Annotated in this window: 17 protein-coding genes and 2 pseudogenes; 12 read left to right on the forward strand and 7 right to left on the reverse strand. The window is 61.1% G+C overall.

Going from position 1 to position 16,939, the window contains the following annotated elements:
* The first annotated feature begins 94 nt into the window (after positions 1–94).
* Genes LZK81_RS05465 through LZK81_RS05480 form a run of 4 tightly spaced genes read left to right on the forward strand, consistent with a single transcriptional unit; the run spans position 95 to position 1,562 of the window.
* Entirely contained in the window at positions 95–439 is a 345-nt protein-coding gene (locus LZK81_RS05465; protein WP_233956480.1) for a DUF6152 family protein, read from the forward strand.
* A 7-nt stretch (positions 440–446) separates the two neighbouring features.
* A complete protein-coding gene (locus LZK81_RS05470; protein WP_233955430.1) occupies positions 447–917 on the forward strand; it encodes a DUF6644 family protein in 471 nt (156 codons plus the stop codon).
* A 58-nt stretch (positions 918–975) separates the two neighbouring features.
* On the forward strand, positions 976–1,191 hold the full coding sequence (locus LZK81_RS05475) for a CopG family transcriptional regulator (protein WP_046607262.1): 216 nt from the start codon (positions 976–978) through the stop codon (positions 1,189–1,191).
* On the forward strand, positions 1,185–1,562 hold the full coding sequence (locus LZK81_RS05480; RefSeq protein WP_046607137.1) for a type II toxin-antitoxin system VapC family toxin: 378 nt from the start codon (positions 1,185–1,187) through the stop codon (positions 1,560–1,562). The genes LZK81_RS05475 and LZK81_RS05480 overlap by 7 nt, the downstream gene beginning before the upstream one ends.
* Here the strand turns inward: LZK81_RS05480 and betA are convergent, their stop codons facing one another.
* The 3 genes from betA to betC all read right to left on the reverse strand — a co-directional run bounded on the left by betA (position 1,563) and on the right by betC (position 6,447).
* Positions 1,563–3,215 (reverse strand): choline dehydrogenase, encoded by a 1,653-nt coding sequence (betA, locus tag LZK81_RS05485; RefSeq protein WP_233955431.1) that lies wholly within the window; start codon positions 3,213–3,215, stop codon positions 1,563–1,565. It abuts the gene before it with no gap.
* 243 nt (positions 3,216–3,458) lie between these two features.
* On the reverse strand, positions 3,459–4,922 hold the full coding sequence (betB, locus tag LZK81_RS05490) for a betaine-aldehyde dehydrogenase (RefSeq protein WP_233955432.1): 1,464 nt from the start codon (positions 4,920–4,922) through the stop codon (positions 3,459–3,461).
* Position 4,923: 1 nt separating this feature from the next.
* On the reverse strand, positions 4,924–6,447 hold the full coding sequence (gene betC, locus LZK81_RS05495; RefSeq protein ID WP_233955433.1) for a choline-sulfatase: 1,524 nt from the start codon (positions 6,445–6,447) through the stop codon (positions 4,924–4,926).
* A 524-nt stretch (positions 6,448–6,971) separates the two neighbouring features.
* On the opposite strand from betC, the gene LZK81_RS05500 reads away from it, so the two are divergent.
* The 4 genes from LZK81_RS05500 (at position 6,972) to LZK81_RS05515 (ending at position 11,303) form a co-directional block, all read left to right on the forward strand.
* Positions 6,972–7,520, forward strand: a complete 549-nt coding sequence (locus LZK81_RS05500; protein WP_233955434.1) for an HdeD family acid-resistance protein — start codon at positions 6,972–6,974, stop codon at positions 7,518–7,520.
* A gap of 174 nt (positions 7,521–7,694) precedes the next feature.
* The gene (locus tag LZK81_RS05505) at positions 7,695–9,500 is read left to right on the forward strand and encodes a bifunctional diguanylate cyclase/phosphodiesterase (protein WP_046607144.1); all 1,806 of its coding nucleotides are present in this window, start codon (positions 7,695–7,697) and stop codon (positions 9,498–9,500) included.
* Between the two features lie 102 nt (positions 9,501–9,602).
* Positions 9,603–10,604 carry an NAD(P)H-quinone oxidoreductase gene (locus tag LZK81_RS05510; protein WP_233955435.1) on the forward strand — a complete coding sequence of 334 codons (1,002 nt, stop codon included), beginning with the start codon at positions 9,603–9,605 and terminating at the stop codon, positions 10,602–10,604.
* Positions 10,605–11,156: 552 nt separating this feature from the next.
* A complete protein-coding gene (locus LZK81_RS05515; protein ID WP_065814765.1) occupies positions 11,157–11,303 on the forward strand; it encodes a DUF1127 domain-containing protein in 147 nt (48 codons plus the stop codon).
* 73 nt (positions 11,304–11,376) lie between these two features.
* On the opposite strand, the gene LZK81_RS05520 is transcribed toward LZK81_RS05515, so the two are convergent.
* Complete coding sequence (locus LZK81_RS05520; protein ID WP_233955436.1) at positions 11,377–12,114, reverse strand: DUF3750 domain-containing protein; 738 nt, start codon at positions 12,112–12,114, stop codon at positions 11,377–11,379.
* Between the two features lie 94 nt (positions 12,115–12,208).
* Between LZK81_RS05520 and LZK81_RS05525 the strand changes: the two genes are divergently transcribed.
* The gene (locus LZK81_RS05525; protein ID WP_233955437.1) at positions 12,209–13,216 is read left to right on the forward strand and encodes an asparaginase; all 1,008 of its coding nucleotides are present in this window, start codon (positions 12,209–12,211) and stop codon (positions 13,214–13,216) included.
* A 91-nt stretch (positions 13,217–13,307) separates the two neighbouring features.
* Here LZK81_RS05525 and LZK81_RS05530 read toward each other — a convergent pair.
* Positions 13,308–13,607: pseudogene (locus LZK81_RS05530) on the reverse strand (transposase); the annotation flags it as partial.
* A 95-nt stretch (positions 13,608–13,702) separates the two neighbouring features.
* Positions 13,703–14,458 carry a DeoR/GlpR family DNA-binding transcription regulator gene (locus tag LZK81_RS05535; protein ID WP_233955438.1) on the reverse strand — a complete coding sequence of 252 codons (756 nt, stop codon included), beginning with the start codon at positions 14,456–14,458 and terminating at the stop codon, positions 13,703–13,705.
* A 127-nt stretch (positions 14,459–14,585) separates the two neighbouring features.
* On the opposite strand from LZK81_RS05535, the gene LZK81_RS05540 reads away from it, so the two are divergent.
* Positions 14,586–14,942, forward strand: coding sequence for a hypothetical protein (locus LZK81_RS05540; protein ID WP_046627356.1), 357 nt, complete (start codon positions 14,586–14,588; stop codon positions 14,940–14,942).
* 67 nt (positions 14,943–15,009) lie between these two features.
* Positions 15,010–15,642 carry a glutathione S-transferase family protein gene (locus LZK81_RS05545; RefSeq protein WP_233955439.1) on the forward strand — a complete coding sequence of 211 codons (633 nt, stop codon included), beginning with the start codon at positions 15,010–15,012 and terminating at the stop codon, positions 15,640–15,642.
* A gap of 92 nt (positions 15,643–15,734) precedes the next feature.
* On the opposite strand, the gene LZK81_RS05550 is transcribed toward LZK81_RS05545, so the two are convergent.
* Positions 15,735–15,935 (reverse strand): hypothetical protein, encoded by a 201-nt coding sequence (locus LZK81_RS05550; protein WP_046607150.1) that lies wholly within the window; start codon positions 15,933–15,935, stop codon positions 15,735–15,737.
* 102 nt (positions 15,936–16,037) lie between these two features.
* Here LZK81_RS05550 and LZK81_RS05555 point away from each other — a divergent pair.
* Positions 16,038–16,935 (forward strand): annotated as a pseudogene (locus LZK81_RS05555) (LysR substrate-binding domain-containing protein).
* The last annotated feature ends 4 nt before the right edge of the window (positions 16,936–16,939 follow it).

A 16,939-nucleotide genomic window follows, 5' to 3' on the forward strand; every position in this document is an offset into this window, starting at 1 on the left:
TCTTCGGAGACGGCCTACATCTCCGGCATATGATCCGGAACATAGGAGAGCCGCCATGCCCCGCCTTTCGATCGCCCGCATTCTAGCCAGCACCATGATCGCCGCGTCGCTCGCCGGCACTGCCGTTGCTCATCACGGCTGGTCCTGGGCGCAAGCCGACCAGATAGACCTCAAGGGTACGATCCAGTCGATTTCGTTCGCACCGCCGCATCCGACGCTCGAAGTCAGAGCCGAAGACGGCGTCTGGCGCGTCGAGCTCGGCAATCCCAACCAGACCCAGCGCTCCGGATTCGTCGAAGGGCAGGCCAAGGTCGGTGACCCGATCACCGCCACCGGCAACCGCTCCGAAGACCGCAGTGAAAAACGCCTGAAGGCCGTCCGGATCGTGGTTTCCGGCAAGACCTTCGATATCTATCCGGAACGCATCAAGACCAATTGAGGCGGGCATGGAATTCCTCGCCATGGCTGCTGAAACGCCGCTCGCGCGGGCGCTGATCACCTCTTCGACGCTTTATCTTCTGGTCAACGCCGCGCACATCCTCGGCATCGGCATGCTGTTCGGCGCCATCCTGGCGCTCGACCTCCGGCTGCTAGGGTTTGCCCCGGCCATCCCGCTTGCCGTGGTCGCGCCCTATCTGTCGCGCCTGGCCGGCGCCGGCGTCATCCTCGCCATCCTCACCGGCCTCTGTCTGTTCTCGGTCCGGCCGCTGGAATATGCCCGCAACCCGGCTTTCCTCGCCAAACTCGGCTTCGTGGCGCTTGGCCTTCTGAACGTCGCTGTGGTTCATTTCAATCCCGGGTGGCGGGCGGTGCTCGCCGGCGATGCGCCGACGACGGCACTTCGGTTTTCCGCCGTCCTCTCGATCGTGCTCTGGATCAGCGCGGTGATTGCCGGCAGATGGATCGGGTTTTTGTAGGCTGGTTTCGTCGCGTCATTTTGAGTATTATCGGTTGACCGTGACCGTGGAGGTTTACTTGCAGACCGTAGTCGAGTTGCCAGATGCTGAAGTCGAGGCATTGGACCGTTTGGCGCAGAAGGAGAACATATCTCGATCTGTTCTGATCGAGCGTGCCGTGCACGATTTTCTGCAGAAAAGTGACAAGCAAAAGAGAGCCGAAGCTTTCGGCCTGTGGGGTAATCGCATCGTCGATGGCTTGGACTTTCAGCAAAAAGTCCGCGATGAATGGTGAGCGATAGCGCCGTTCTCGATACGAATATTATCGTCGATTATTTGAATTCCGTATCCGAGGGGCGTGAGGAATTTGAACGATACGAAAATCCAAGCATCAGCATTGTGACATGGATGGAAGTGCTCGTCGGTGTGCCTCCACATCTCGCTGCGGCAACACGAGAATTCCTTAATGCGCTGAATATCATCGCGCTTGACGATGCAGTTGCCGAAAGGGCCGTGTCCCTTCGCCAGAAGCACAAGATGAAGCTTCCCGATGCGATCATCTGGGCGAGCGCGGATACTCACTCAATGCTGCTCGTCACAAGGAACACGAAGGACTTTCCTGCAAATCTGCCGGGAATTCGCGTACCTTACGTTTTGCGCCATTGACTACCGGTCACTCACCATCGCCCGCGGGTTGACCCAGGGTTCCTGATTGCTGCGGGGCAGGGGCGTCCTGCCGAGAATATGGTCGGCCGCCTTTTCGCCGGTCATGATCGAGGGGCCGTTGAGGTTGCCGTAGGTCACATGCGGGAAGATCGACGAGTCCGCGACCCTGAGGCCCTCGACCCCGATCACCCGGCATTCCGGATCGACGACCGCGAGCGGGTCGTCGGCACGGCCCATGCGGCAGGTGCCGCAGGGGTGATAGGCGCTTTCCAGATGCTCGCGCAGGAATGCGTCGATCTGGTCGTCGGTCTCGACCTGCTCCCCCGGCTGAATTTCCGGACCACGATACTGGTCGAACGCCTTCTGGGAGAAGATCTCCCGGGTGAGCCGCACGCAGTGGCGGAACTTCTCCCAGTCTTCGGGATGGCTCATGTAGTTGAAGCGGATCATCGGATCGGCCTTCGGATCGGACGAGCGCAACGTCACGCTTCCGCGTGATTTTGACAGATTGTAGCCGACATGCGCCTGGAACCCATGGCTTTTTGCCGCCGCGCGGCCGTCATAGGAAATCGCCACCGGCAGGAAATGGTATTGGATATCCGGCTGAGTGAGACCGGCGCTCGAGCGCAGGAAGGCGCAGGCCTCGAACTGGTTGGAGGCGCCAAGGCCGCCCTTCGACAGCAGCCACTGCGCGCCGACCACCCCCTGCCAGAACCAGGGCAGCCAGGAATAGAGCGATACCGGCTTGGTCGAAACCTGCTGGAAATAGAATTCCATATGGTCCTGCAGGTTGGCGCCGACGCCCGGCCGGTCGGCCTTCACCTCGATGCCCATCTCCTTCAGATGATCCGCAGGTCCGATACCGGACAGCATCAGCAGTTTCGGCGAGTTGAAGGAGGAGGCCGAGACGATCACCTCGCGGTTGGCCATAATGGTCTCGGTAACGCCCCGCCTTTCGATCTCCACGCCGATGGCCCGGCCGTTCTCGATGACCACTTTCTGCGCCAGCCCATAGATCAATTGGACATTCTTGCGCTTTAGCGCCGGCCGCAGATAGGCGTTGGCGGCGGACCAGCGGCGACCGTTATGGATCGTCTGCTCCATCAGCCCGAAACCTTCCTGCTTCGAGCCATTATAGTCCTCGGTCATCTCGAACCCGGCCTGGGAGCCCGCCTGGATGAAGGCGTGGAAGAGCGGATTGGTCACCGGCCCACGCTTTACATGCAGCGGCCCGTCCGTGCCGCGCCAGCCTTCCTCGCCGCCATGGCTATGTTCCATCCGCTTGAAATAGGGCAGCACGTCCGCATAGGCCCAGCCCTGCGCGCCGAGCTCCTCCCAGCGGTTATAATCCTCGGCGTGACCACGCACATAGACGAGCCCGTTGATCGACGACGACCCGCCGATCACCTTTCCGCGCGGCGCGGTGATGCGGCGGTTGTTGAGGTTCGGCTCGGGCTCGGAGAGATAACCCCAGTTGTAGCGTTTCATGCTCATCGGCCAGGCCAGCGCCCCCGGCATCTGGATGAATGGCCCGAAATCCGTGCCCCCCGCCTCGATGACGATCACCGAATTTTTGCCGTCCTCTGACAGGCGATAGGCCATGGCCGAGCCCGCCGATCCGGAACCGATGATGACGAAATCTGCCTGAAGCATGTCAGTGTTCTCCAGGTATCTTTTTGAGGTCGCGCCGTGCCAACCCCCCTCTGGCCTGCCGGCCATCTCCCCCACGGGTGGGGAGATCACAGGCGGCATGACCTTCCCGCCATTTGAACGTTGCGCCCATCGGCACGGCCTTTTGTTTGGGGAAGCCGGTGCGCCCAGCCAATCTCCCCACCTGTGGGGGAGATGGCCGGCAGGCCAGAGGGGGGCGGACTTGCGCGGCGGTCAAAGACAACATCAATACGGCGCCTCGACCTTGCCCATGCCCACATAGACCGTCTTCAGCTCCGAATAATGCTCCAGCGCGGCCAGCGAATTTTCGCGCCCGAAGCCGGATTGTTTCGATCCGCCGAAGGGGATTTCCACCGGGCAGAGATTGTAGGTATTGATCCACAACGTCCCGGCCTCGAGCTGATCGACGACACGATGCCCGCGCGTCAGATCGGACGTGAACACCCCGCCCGAAAGGCCGAATTCGGTACCGTTGGCGCGGGCGATGACCTCGGCCTCGTCGTCGAAGTCGAGCACGCACATGACAGGCCCGAAAATCTCTTCCCGCGCGATCGTCATGTCGTCGGTGACGTCGGCGAAGACGGTCGGCTGCACGTAATAACCTTCGCCGGTCACGTGGTTGGGAATGCCGCCGCCGGTGACGAGCGTGGCACCCTCGGTCTTGCCCTTTTCGATATAGCTCATCACCTTCTGGCGTTGGTCGAAGGAGACCATCGGCCCGATCTGGGTCGCCTCGTCCATCGGATCGCCGATTACCATGTTTTCCGTACGTGCCTTGAGACGCGACAGGAACGTCTCCTTGATGCTCCGCTGCACGAAGACGCGGGTGCCGTTGGAGCAGACCTGGCCGGTCGAATAGAAATTGCCGAGCATCGCCCCGCCGATCGCCGAGTCGATGTCGGCGTCGTCGAAGACGATCAGCGGCGATTTGCCGCCGAGCTCCATCGTCACATGCTTGAGGCTGCCGGCAGCTGCGGCCGCCACCTTGCGGCCGGTCGGCACCGAGCCGGTCAGCGACACCTTGGCGACATCCGGATGGTTGACCAGCAGCGGCCCGGTCGTCCGGTCGCCCTGGATGACGTTGTAGAGTCCCTTGGGCAGACCGGCCTCGATCAGGATCTCTGCGATCTTCAGCGCCCCGAGCGGCGTGTTTTCCGAAGGCTTGAACACCATGGCATTGCCGCAGATCAGCGCGGGGGCGCCCTTCCAGCAGGCGATCTGCTGCGGATAGTTCCAGGCGCCGATGCCGACGCAGACGCCTAAAGGCACCCGTTTCGTATAGGCAAAATCCTGCCCCAGCGGGATGTAGCTGCCGTTGAGTCCTGCCGCTGCGATACCCCCGAAGAATTCGAAGCTGTCGGCACCCGATGTCGGATCGGCGACGATGGTTTCCTGGATCGGCTTGCCCGTATCGAGCGTCTCCAGTTCGGAAAGCTCGCGGTTGCGCTCCCGCATGATGTCGGCGGCGCGTTTGAGGATGCGGCCGCGGGCGGTCGGGCTCATCGCTGCCCATGCTGGCTGGGCGCGCCTAGCGGCCGCAATCGCCCTCTCGACGATCGCGGGCGTGGCCGCATGCAGTCGCGCGATCACCTCTCCCGTTGCCGGGTAGAGGCTTTCGATGACGGTGCCGTCGGTATCCTCGACATATTCGCCGTCGATGAAATGGCTGGCGATCGGCTGGGCTTTCATCTCATTCTCCGCGCGGGTAGCGTTTGGATTCCTCGAGATTGTCGAGGTTCATGTGGTTGCGCATGTAGCGCTCGGATGCTTTCTGCAAGGGCTGGTGGTCCCAGGGGTAATAGGCGCCGTTGCGCAGCGCCTCGTAGACCACCCAGCGCCGCGCCTGGCTTTCGCGCACGGCCGCGTCGAAGGCGCCCATGTCCCAGCGCTCCTCGCGCTGGCGCCGGAAGAGAGCGACCACCTCGGCAAAATCGGGATCGTCGGCGAGGTTGTTGAGTTCTTTGGGATCGCTATCCAGATCGAACAACTGGTCCGGATCGAGCAAACAATGGATATATTTCCACTTGCCCGCGCGGATGGCGACGAGCGGCGCATGGGAGCCTTCGGCGGCATATTCCATCAGCACCGGGCTCGTGCGGGCAGTCCCCTCCATCATCGGCTTCAGGCTTTCGCCGTCGGTCCAGGGCTTGATCTCGTCCATGGAAATGCCGGCGAGGTCGCAAAGCGTCGGGGTGACGTCGAGGTTGGAAACCGGCGCCAGATGCAGGGCAGCGGGCACGCCAGGACCTGCGATCATCAGCGGCACGCGCGCCGAGCCCTCGAAGAAGTTCATCTTGAACCACAGCCCACGCTCGCCGAGCATGTCGCCATGGTCCGAGCAGAACAGGATGATCGTGTCGTCGAGCATCCGCGTCCGCGTCAGCGTGTCGATCAGCTCGCCGACCTTCTCGTCGATATAGGAGATGTTGGCGAAATAGGCTCTTCGCGAGCGGCGGACATCCTCTTCCGTCACGTCGAAATTCTTGTAGTCGCAGGAAAAAATGATCCGCTTCGAATGCGGGTCCTGGTCTTCGAGCGGGATCGGCCCGACTTCCGGCAGCAGGTGCTGGCAATCCTCGTAGAGATCCCAGAACTTTTTCCGCGCCACGTAAGGGTCGTGGGGATGGGTGAAGGAGACGGTCAGGGCCCAGGGCCGCCGCCCGGTGTCGTCCCGCTCGCGGGCAAGATGATAAAGCTTCTGATTGGCGAGGAAGGCGACCTCGTCGTCATATTCCATCTGGTTGGTGATCTCGGCCACACCCGCGCCGGTCACCGAGCCGAGATTATGATACCACCAGTCGATCCGCTCGCCGGGCTTGCGATAATCCGGCGTCCAGCCGAAATCGGCCGGATAGATGTCGGTGGTCAGCCGATCCTCGAACCCGTGCAGCTGGTCCGGTCCGACGAAATGCATCTTTCCCGAAAGCGCCGTGTAATAGCCCGCGCGGCGCAGGTGATGCGCGAAGGTGGGGATCGACGAAACATATTCGGCGGCATTGTCATAAACCCGCGTCCGGCTCGGCAGCTGGCCTGCCATGAACGAGGCACGCGCCGGCGCACAGAGCGGTGAGGACGTATAGTTGTTGGCGAACCTAGCGCTTCGTGCCGCGAGCGCCTTGAGGTTCGGCGCATGCAGCCACTCCGCCGGTCCGTCGGGAAACAGCGTCCCGTTCAGCTGGTCGACCATGACGATGAGGATATTGGGTTTGGTCATGGCGTCCTCAAATGTCGACGTGGGCGCCCGAGGCGCGGATTTTCACGCATGCCGTGGGCAATAGCATGCCGCTCGCTGGGGCGTGGATCCTCGGGTCAAGCCCGAGGATGACGGAGCGCGTGGGATCGATCGGCGAAATAGGAAACATCGCAATTCGCTCAGAGGTCTCTTTGGGCATCTGTCGCACCTCCCTCTCCGTCGTCATCCTCGGGCCTCTCCGTCGTCATCCTCGGGCTTGACCCGAGGATCCAGCCGCGTGCACTGCTGCGGATGGGCCACGATACTTCACCACCTGCAATGCCGCCTTCGGGGAGGATGCTCGTTACGCTTCGTCTCTTGGCTGTCACCATCTCAATCGTGCCTTAGATTCCCTCAGTGAAATGAGTTATTTTTGATCCTCTCGCCAATCAAGAAGTGATTGCGAACCTTACTGTCGCAAAAGCGCGCCATTGACCCGGATCAAGCCCGCTCCACATCCTATCCGTTAGGTTCGGGTGAGGTTTTGGCAAAAAAAGGGGTTGGCCATGACGTTCGGTCTGGATGCGCCGTCGGTTTCGACGGTCCGTGACAAGTGGGGCTGGTTTCTCGCCCTTGGAATTCTGCTGCTCGTCTTCGGTTTCATCGCGCTCGCCAATCTCTTCGTGGCGACCGTCGCGTCGGTCTTCTACATCGGCATGATGATGCTGGTCGGCGGCGTCGCCTATCTCGTCCATGCCTTCCAGGTGAAGGGCTGGGACCATATCCTGTTCTGGGCGGCGAGCGGCATCCTTTACACCATCGCCGGCCTGCTCGCCTTCTGGAATCCGGCGCTGACCGCCGTCATCGTCACCTTCTTCATGGCGGTGGCGCTGATCGTCGCGGGCATGTTCCGCATCTGGGTCGGCTTCAGGATGCGGCCGATGCGCGGGTCCGGCTGGGTGATTTTCGGCGGCGTCATAACCGCGCTTGCGGGCCTCGTCATCGCGCTCGGCTGGCCGGTCAACAGCCTGTGGATCCTCGGCCTGTTCCTGGCGATCGACCTGACGATGCAGGGCTGGGCATTGATCGCGGTTGCGCTTGCGGCCAAGGCCTGAAGCACGTCAAAGTTGCCGCTAAGTCTCTCAAATATTGTCTAAAAATGCCTTTTCTCGTCACAAAACTTTCATCCAACCTTCATGTTCGGGAAAGGTATTTTTGACCAATTTCCAGGAACCTGACATTCGTGTTTTAGGCGTATTTTAGGCCATTGCGCAGTGGAGTAGTGAGTAATGTCGTCTGCGGCCATCTTGGAACCGGGCGTTTTCCGTCGGTATGCCAGCGATCAGCTTGTCACCCTGGCAAAATTGGTTTTGGAAAATGCCTTCCAGCCGATCGTCGAAGTCGGCACCGGCTCTGTTTTCGGCTATGAATCGCTGCTGCGCGGCCAGGAACGGATCGGTTTCTCCTCACCGCTCGAACTGCTCGATGAGGCCCAGGAGACCGGCCAGCTTCTGGCACTCGAACAGATGATGGCAACCCGGGCGCTGGCGAAATTCGCCAGCCTGCCGGATTTCTCGTCCCAGACGCTGTTTCTCAATCTCGATGTCCGGCTGATCCGTCACGGCAAACATTTCCTCGAAAAAGTCGTGCAGCACCTGCGCAAGGCGAATATCGCGCCGTCTTCCGTCTGCTTCGAGTTCTCCGAGCGTTTTGACAATACCAGCGTGCCGGAATTCGCTGATCTGGTCACCCAGATGCGGAAGGAAGGCTTCAAGCTGGCGATCGACGATTTCGGCGTCGGCCATGGCGAAATGAAACTGCTCTGCGACTATCCGGTCGATTATCTGAAGATCGACCGCCATTTCATCGCCGGCATCGACAAGAACCCGCGCAAGCGCCACCTCGTCAAGAACATCGTCAGCATCGCCCACGTGCTCGGCATCCGTGTCATTGCCGAAGGCATCGAGACGGAAGCGGAATTTCTCGTCTGCCGCGAATATGGCGTCGATCTCGTCCAGGGCTGGTTCATTGCCCGGCCGACGACATTCGTGTCCGAACTGCAGCCGTCCTTCCCCTATCTCGCCGATATCGGTCGTATCCGTCGCTCCAGTCAGTCGCTCGACGAGATCCTCATCCGCAAGCAGATCGAACACCTGCCGACCGTCTATGAGAACCAGAGCATCGACAGCGTCTTCGACCTGTTCCGCCGTAATCCGCGCCAGGCCTTCTTCCCGGTGCTGAATGCCAATGGCGAGCCGCGCGGTGTCATCAACGAATACCATCTCAAGGAATATATCTATCAGCCCTTCGGCCGCGATCTCCTGAAGAACAAGGTCTACGAGCGTTCGATCTCGCATTTCGTCGATCGCGCCCCGATCGTCGGGCTGGACGCGGAAGCAGAAGAATTGATGCGGCTGTTCGCCAATATGGAAAACAGCGCCTGCGTCATCCTCACCGAAAACATGCGCTATGCCGGCGTCGTGTCGGCGGCCTCGCTGATCAAGGTCATCAACGAAAAGCAGTTGAAGATCGCCCAGGACCAGAACCCGCTGACCGGCCTGCCGGGCAATCGCGCCATTCGCGATTTCATGCAGGAAACCGGCCGCGACGACGACGAGCCCCGCTTCTTCTGTTACTGCGATTTCGACAACTTCAAGCCGTTCAACGACCACTACGGTTTCCAGATGGGCGACCATGCGATCTCGCTGTTTGCCGCCCTGGTGAAGCGTTATTTCTTCTCCGAAGGCGATTTCCTCGGCCATGTCGGCGGCGACGATTTCTTCATCGGCGTGTGCGACTGGACCCGCGAGGAACTCAATGAAATCCTCGGGCGCCTGCTCTCCGATTTTCATGACGACGTCGTCGAACTCTATTCCCCGGAAGAGCGTGCCGCCGGCAGGATCCGCGGTCACGACCGCTCCGGCGCGGAGCGGGACTTCCCGCTGCTGCGCTGCTCGATCGGCGTGCTCGAGCTGCCCCAGGGCCTGCTGCTCGACGATGTCGGCCGCATCGGTTCGGAGATCGCGGCCGTCAAGGCGCAGGCCAAGGAAAGCGATGGCGGTCTCGTTTTCGCGAGTTTCGGCGAGACAAAATGACCTAGGCGGCGGAACGCCGCCTTCCTATCGCGAGACGACTGTCCTAAGTCAGTGCCCGACGCCGGCCGTAAGTCGATGGCTGGTTCTGAGAGGAGTCCTTCCATGCCGCTTCCCACCGAAATGCGTTTCGTCGATCTGCCGTCCTTCGGAGAGCCGGAGGTGATGACTATCGCCACGGGGCCGCTGCCGGCGGTGCGGCCGGGCGAAATCCTGGTCCGGGTGGAGGCGGCGGGCATCAATCGCCCGGACGTGCAGCAGCGCAAGGGCGCCTATCCGCCGCCGAAGGACGCGAGCCCGATCCTCGGCCTGGAAATATCCGGCGAAGTCGTAGCGCTTGGCGAGGATGTCAGCGAATTCAAGCTCGGCGACAAGGTCTGCGGGCTCGCAAACGGCGGCGGTTACGCGGAATATTGCGCCGTACCGGCGGGCCAGGCGCTGCCATGGCCTAAGGGTTTTGACGCGGTCAAGGCCGCGGCGCTGCCGGAAACCTTCTTCACCGTCTGGGCCAATCTGTTCCAGATGGCGGGCCTGACCGAAGGCGAGAGCGTGCTGATCCACGGAGGCACCAGCGGCATCGGCACGACTGCCATCCAGCTCGCCAAGGCGTTCGGCGCGACGGTCTACGCGACTGCCGGCTCCAGGGAAAAATGCGAGGCCTGCGAAAAGCTCGGCGCCATGAGAGGCATCGACTACAAAACCGAGGATTTTGCCGAAGTCATCAAGGACTTCACCGCCGGCAAGGGCGTCGACGTCGTGCTCGACATGATCGGCGCTGCCTATCTCGAAAAGAACCTCTCGGTTCTCGCCAAGGACGGCTGCCTCTCGATCATCGCCTTCCTCGGCGGCAACATTGCCGAAAAGGTCAATTTGTCACCGATCATGGTGAAGCGCCTGACTGTCACCGGCTCGACCATGCGCCCGCGCACGCCAGACGAAAAACGCGCCATCCGCGACGATCTTTTGGCCCAGGTCTGGCCGCTCCTGGAGGACGGAACGGTCGCCCCGGTCATCCACTCGGTGCTGCCCTTCGCAGAGGTCGTCGAGGCCCACAAACTGATGGAAACCAGCAGTCATATCGGCAAGATCGTCGTGACGCTGAGCTGAAGGGGGGAATCTGCCTCGATCGAAGTTGGCGAATTCTAGGGACGGAAGGTCGCCTTCGCAACTCAATTAAATACGCAATCGTTTATATAACGTGGCTTGCAGACTCAGGCTTTGGCCCCTACCTTTTAATCATCGTCAACGTAGTGAAAGGAAGGTGGTCCAATGTCTAGTGAGATTTCGGTCTGTGTAACGGGCAATGGAAAGGTGGCGGTTTTGACGGGGCAACCCTCGGCTTAAACCTCATCTTCCTTCGGGCCGCTGCGAAGCGCCCCGGGTTCGTTCAACCGGACCAAACTCATGGAAGGGTCGCCTCGAGCGGCCCTTTTCCATTTTATGGCCCTTTTCATTTCAGCGGCTTTTGTTCAACGTCGGCTGTTCTTCATTTTTCATGATTTCTAAGATGAGAAAGACTCATGCGCCTCTCGCATAGGTGGCCTGCTAAGTGGGCGCTTTCAGTGCACGTTTGATGAGCTTATATAAGGGGCATCGAAGCAAACGAGAGCGCCAAGGACTGGCAGCTGGCTTCGAAAATCCCAGGAAAGGGGAACCATCATGAACGTCGCACGCACTCTCAACAATTGGCGCAAGTATCGTCAGACGGTTGCCGAACTGGGCCGTATGACACCGCGCGAACTCAGCGATCTCGGCATCGCCCAAGGCGATATCCGCCGGGTTGCGCGTCAGGCCGTCGGCTTCTGATCGCCATCTGACATGAAGTTATGTCGAACGCCCGCATCCGCGGGCGTTTTGCATTTTATGCATAGCTGCCATCTTAAATCCCGATCCGTCCGAGCGCCGGCACCTTGATGCCGGGATTGGCGAAATCGAGGCCTGCGACCAAGCCGAGGAAGTGCACCTCAAACCCACTACGCAGGCCGGCCGACAGGCCGATGAGGCCGCGCACGGTCACATGTACGTCGCGCCAGTCGTCGTCCACATGAATGAATTCGCCGTCCGGCAGATAGTCGCGCCCGACTGCATGCGGCGGCAGCACGGCGTCGAGCTCCGGCACGGTGCGCAGCACATGGGCGACGAACGTGTTGGAGTTCGGCCCCGGCCAGATCGTGTAGCCGCCCGGCTCCGCATAGGGGTAGGCGGCGATCGCGCCCTCGATCTTTGGTATCAGCAGTTCCGCCTTGGAGCCGGTCACCGAGGTGACGAGCTGCGGCGCGTTGGAATACCAGAAGGCGTCCGGCTCCCGGTGGTTGCGGCGGATCGGATTGCCCCAGCCCACCTTGTCATATCGCGTATAGGTTTTTGCGCCTTTTTCCTTGAAGACGATCCAGGCATGGCTTGCGACCGCACCCTTCAGGCCTCCCGTCATCGCCGAGAAGACGTAGATTGCCGCTTCGTTGCTTGTCTCGGGTTTCGGCAGGATGCCCGCCGACGACCAGCGCGCATCGCTCCAGCGCGACGGCCGGTCCTTGATCGCCCACAACCCTGCCGACGCGAAGGTCGGAACCAGGTAAACGATGAAGATAACCAGAAACAACCGCTTAACCGATTTCATACGGTCCCCCATGAAAATCCCGCCGGACTCGTTTAAGAGCCTGTGATATCGCCAGACGATAGGCACATTGAAACCGGCAATTTCAGGACAGACCATGCAAAACCCCGTTACCGTCGAAGTCACTAGAGGCAACCTGGTCGAAAGCCGCCACCGCGGGCTCGGTGCGGTCGTCGATGGTGACGGCAAGGTGCTGTTCTCGTTCGGCGAGGCGGAAGCGCATGTTTTCCCCCGTTCCGCCAGCAAGGCCATGCAGGCGCTGCCGCTCGTTGAAAGCGGTGCGGCGGATGCCTATGGCTTCGGAAACCGGGAGCTTGCCTTTGCCTGTGCCTCCCATTCCGGCGAGTACGCGCATGTGGCGATGGCCGCCTCGATGCTGGGCAAGGCCGGACGTGACGACAGCGCGCTCGAATGCGGCGCCCATTGGGCCTCGGAGCAGGCCGTGCTGATCCATCAGGCGCGTACCGTCGAGGCACCGACTGCACTTCACAACAATTGCTCCGGCAAACATTCCGGTTTCGTCTGCACCTGCGTGCATACGGGCATGGATGTGAAAGGTTACGGCGGCTACGACCATCCGCTGCAGGCCGAAATCCGCGGCACGATGGAAACCCTGACCGGCGCCATCATCGGCCACCAGAATTGCGGTACCGACGGCTGCTCGATCCCCACCTATGCGGTGCCGTTGAAGGGCCTTGCCCACGGGTTCGCCAAGATGGCGACGGGCAACGCCCTCTCGGCCGGCCGCGCCAAGGCTTCGCGCCGGCTGATGGATGCCTGCATGGCCGAGCCCTTTTATGTCGCCGGCACCAACCGCGCCTGCACCAAGCTGATGGAAATCGCACCCGGCAAGATCTTTGCCAAGACCGGCGCCGAAGGCGTCTTCGTCGCCGCGCTGCCGGATCAGGGCATTGCCATGGCGGTGAAATGCGAGGACGGCACCACCCGCGCCGCCGAAGCGATGATCTTCGCCCTCATCGCCCGTTATTTCGAAAAGGGCGGCGAGGTGCACGCCAAGCTGATGGCGATGGCCAACAAGCCGATGAAGAACTGGAACGGCATCCATGTGGGTGACGTGAGGGTGACCGACGCGCTGTTTGCGTGAGATCGACTAGACTGTTTTCGGCGGAAGGCAATTGGAGTGGCCAGCTTCCCCACGCTCCGTCATCCTCGGGTCAAGCCCACTGCTGTCCGGTTTAAATTGCGGCCCATGTAAAGACCATTTGGTTTTGGTTTGTTGGCGTGTCGGGAGGCGGCTTGAGGAATTGGTCTGTTCTTTTGCGGTGCATGATGTTTGCGCGCACGAGGCGTGCGAAGGCGAGCGGGCTTTGGATGGTGGTTTGGTCGTCCTTGGCCATGCGCAGGAGCAGGAAGGCGATGAGGGCGACGGCGATCTGGATGCGTACGGCGTTCTCGGAGGTGCCGAGGAAATGGTGGATTTTCAGGGTCTGCTTGACCCAGCGGAAGAACAGTTCGATCGCCCAGCGTCGCTTGTGAGGACGAGGATAACGGCGGGGATGGTGGGCCCCTGCGCATACGGCGGTGAGAAGGCGTTGCTTGTGCCCGGCTACGTCCGATTTCGCGCTCCGAACTAAACCTCGATCATACGAATCCCAATCGCCCGATAAGGCGCCATCCGCTCTTCCTCGATTCCCTCCTGCACGATCATGCCCGACAAGGCCGAAGCCGGCATGATGATATGCGGTGAGGCCGCATCCAGCTTTTCCACTGTCACGAGCGTGATCGTCTCTGCGGAACATGCCGCGATGTGGCGCTTGATAGCCGCCTCCTCGAAATCGCCGGTCGAAAGTCCGCGGGCCGGATGCACGGCGGTGACGCCGAGGAAGAATATGTCCGGCCGCATCAGAGCGATCTGCGCCATTGCCGCCGCACCTGTCGCCACCATCGAATGTTTGTAGAGCCGCCCGCCGATCAGGATCACCTCCACCGTCGGATGGTGTTCGAGTTCCGCCGCGATCGTCGGGCTATGGGTGATCACGGTAAAGGCGAAGTCGCGGGGCAGGGCGCGGGCGATCTCCGCAGTCGAGGTGCCGCCGTCCAGAAAGATCGTCTGGCCCGGCTTCACCATGTCAGCCGCAGCCCTGCCGAGCCGCTGCTTGACATCCGACGACACCGCCCGCCGGGCGGACAAATCCGGCAGGTCGGGAGAGATAGGCATCGCCCCGCCATGCACCCGCCGCAGCAGGCCTTCCGCCGCCATCTCCCGAAGGTCCCGCCGGATCGTGTCCTCCGAAAGCGAAAATTCTTCCGCTGCCCGTTTGGCGACGACCTGCCCCTCCCGGCGGAGGATGTCGAGGATGAGGCTCTTGCGTTGGGTTGTCAGCATGGCTCTTGACTCTGCACGAAATTGCATGAATAAGCGCAAGTATGCCTGAAATTGCAGACAATGTAAAGCATTTCAGGCAAATTCGTGCAGTTCCGTGATGAATGCGGACAAGTTTGGAGAAACGAAGATGTTGATTTTGATTGCTGGCCCCTACCGCTCGGGCACCGGAGACGACCCTCAGAAGATGGCCGAGAACCTGAATCGGCTCGAAGCGCCGTCGCATGCGCTGTTCAAGGCCGGCCATGTGCCGATGATCGGCGAATGGGTGGCGCTGCCGGTCTGGCATGCGGCCGGCGGAAAACATGTGGGCGACGACCTGTACGAGGATATCTTTCACCCGGTCGCAGGTCGTCTGCTGCAACTCTGCGAAGGCGTCCTGCGTCTGCCGGGTGCCTCCAAGGGTGCCGATAACGACGTGCGGATCGCTAACGAACGCGGCATTCCGGTCTGGCATCGGCTGGAAGATGTGCCCGGCGTCAGTTGATCGGTGGTTTGAGACTTCTGGCCTGAAAAAACCGTGCTAGAACGGCGCGGTCCAAAGGAGGATTTTCATGTATACGCTGTTCTTTTCGCCCAATGCCTGTTCGCTGGCCAGCCATATCGCGCTTGCCGAATCCGGCCTTCCCTACGAGATCAAGTGGGTGAAATTCGCCGACAAGGAACAGCAGTCGGAAGCCTATCTGAAGATCAACCCGAAGGGCCGCGTCCCGGCACTCGCAACGGACCGGGGTACCATCACCGAGTCCGTCGCGATCCTCGCCTTCATCGCCCAGGCCGCGCCCGAGGCGAAGCTCGCGCCGCTCGACGACCCGTTCCTGTTCGGCAAGATGCAGGCGTTCAATGCCTATATCGCCTCGACGGTGCATGTCGCCTACGCCCATTGGCGCCGCGGTTATCGCTGGGCGGACAATCAGTCCTCCTTCGACGACATGGTCGCCAAGGCGCCAAAGGTCTTCCACGACAGTTTCCAGGTGATCGAGGACTCGTTGCTCGAAGGCCCCTACGTGCTCGGGGAAACCTATTCTGTGGCCGACGCCTATCTCTACCTGATGACCGACTGGCTCGCGAACATGAAGCTCGACCGTGCGGACTTTCCGAAGGTCAATGCGCACTACGAGCGGATGAAACAGCGTCCGGCCGTACAGCGCGCCCTGGCCGAACAGGCTGCCGCGACCGCAGTCTAACGCCGGAAGGCGGCGGGGCAAGTTTTTCCGCTCGAATACGGATTCACGTCAGCAACCCGATCCGCTCTTAGGGGAAGCGGATCATGGGAGCGTCAGGCGCATTTCGCGAGAGGCGCGTTGTTGCGATTCGTGTCAGCGTGAAGCGGGCGCGGGAAGGGCAGGTCGGCGAGCTGCCGCAGGTCCATCACGCGGATGTCGGGATGGCGGAACGGGTCGTTCGACTGCAGGTCCGCCAATGTTTCGGTCGTTTCCAACCAGGCTTTCACGTTCAAGAAAATCTTCAGCGGCCCCATGACCGTCACCTCGCAAATTTGTTATCATTTGCAGAGACAATATCGGCTCATCAGCGTCCTTTTTCAATTGAGTTCTTGAGTGTATGACTGTAGAAAATCTATATGAGTAACCTCAACCTCGTGCATCTCAACGGCTTGCGGGCACTGGAAGCGGTCGGCCGCCTCGGCTCATTGCAGGCGGCCGCGGACGAGCTTGGCGTCTCGGTCGGCGCCGTCAGCCAGCAGGTCATCAAGGCCGAAGCACAGCTCGGCCAGCCGGTCTTTCAACGCCTGCCGAAGGGCATGATGCCGGTCAATGCGGCCCGCCCCATGCTGGCGCGATTAACCAGAAGGGTTTCATACGCTTTCCGAAGCGGTGGCGATCGGCAGGCGCCAGGACGATGCGCTGCTGACAATTTCTGTCGCGCCTGTGTTTGCAGCGCGGTTCCTCGTCCACCGGCTCGACCGGTTCTCGAGCCTGCACCCGGAAATTCGGCTGCGGATAGATGCGACGACTAGGCTCGCCGATCTCGGCGTCGACGACATCGATCTCGGCATTCGTGTCGGGCCGGGCACCTGGCCGGGCGTCGATGCCGAACTGCTGATCGAGCAGACGGTCTTTCCGGTCTGCTCGCCGGCACTTGCCGAAAAGCTCAAGGAACCCAAAGACATCCTGAAACTGCCGGCGATCATCGACGGCCCCTCGATGTTTTCCTGGGAGATCTGGCTGAACGAAGCAGGCTTGTCCGGCGCAAGCATGGCGACCCGCCACGTATTCAACGACGCTTCGCTCTGCCTCGACGCAACGATTGCGGGGCAGGGCGTGATGCTCGCCTGGCATACGCTGGCGACCTACGCGCTGGAACAGGGGCGGCTGGTCGAGCCGTTTTCGATCCGGGCGCATACCGGCATGGGGCACTATCTCGTCACCCGCGCCGGCGCACGGGCGCCGGCGAAGGTGAGGGCTTTCCGGGACTGGCTGAAGATGGAACTGCCGCCGCTCACGGAAAGCCGGAAGTAAAGCG

The sequence above is a fragment of the Neorhizobium galegae genome, assembly GCF_021391675.1.
GTDB lineage: Bacteria > Pseudomonadota > Alphaproteobacteria > Rhizobiales > Rhizobiaceae > Neorhizobium > Neorhizobium galegae_B.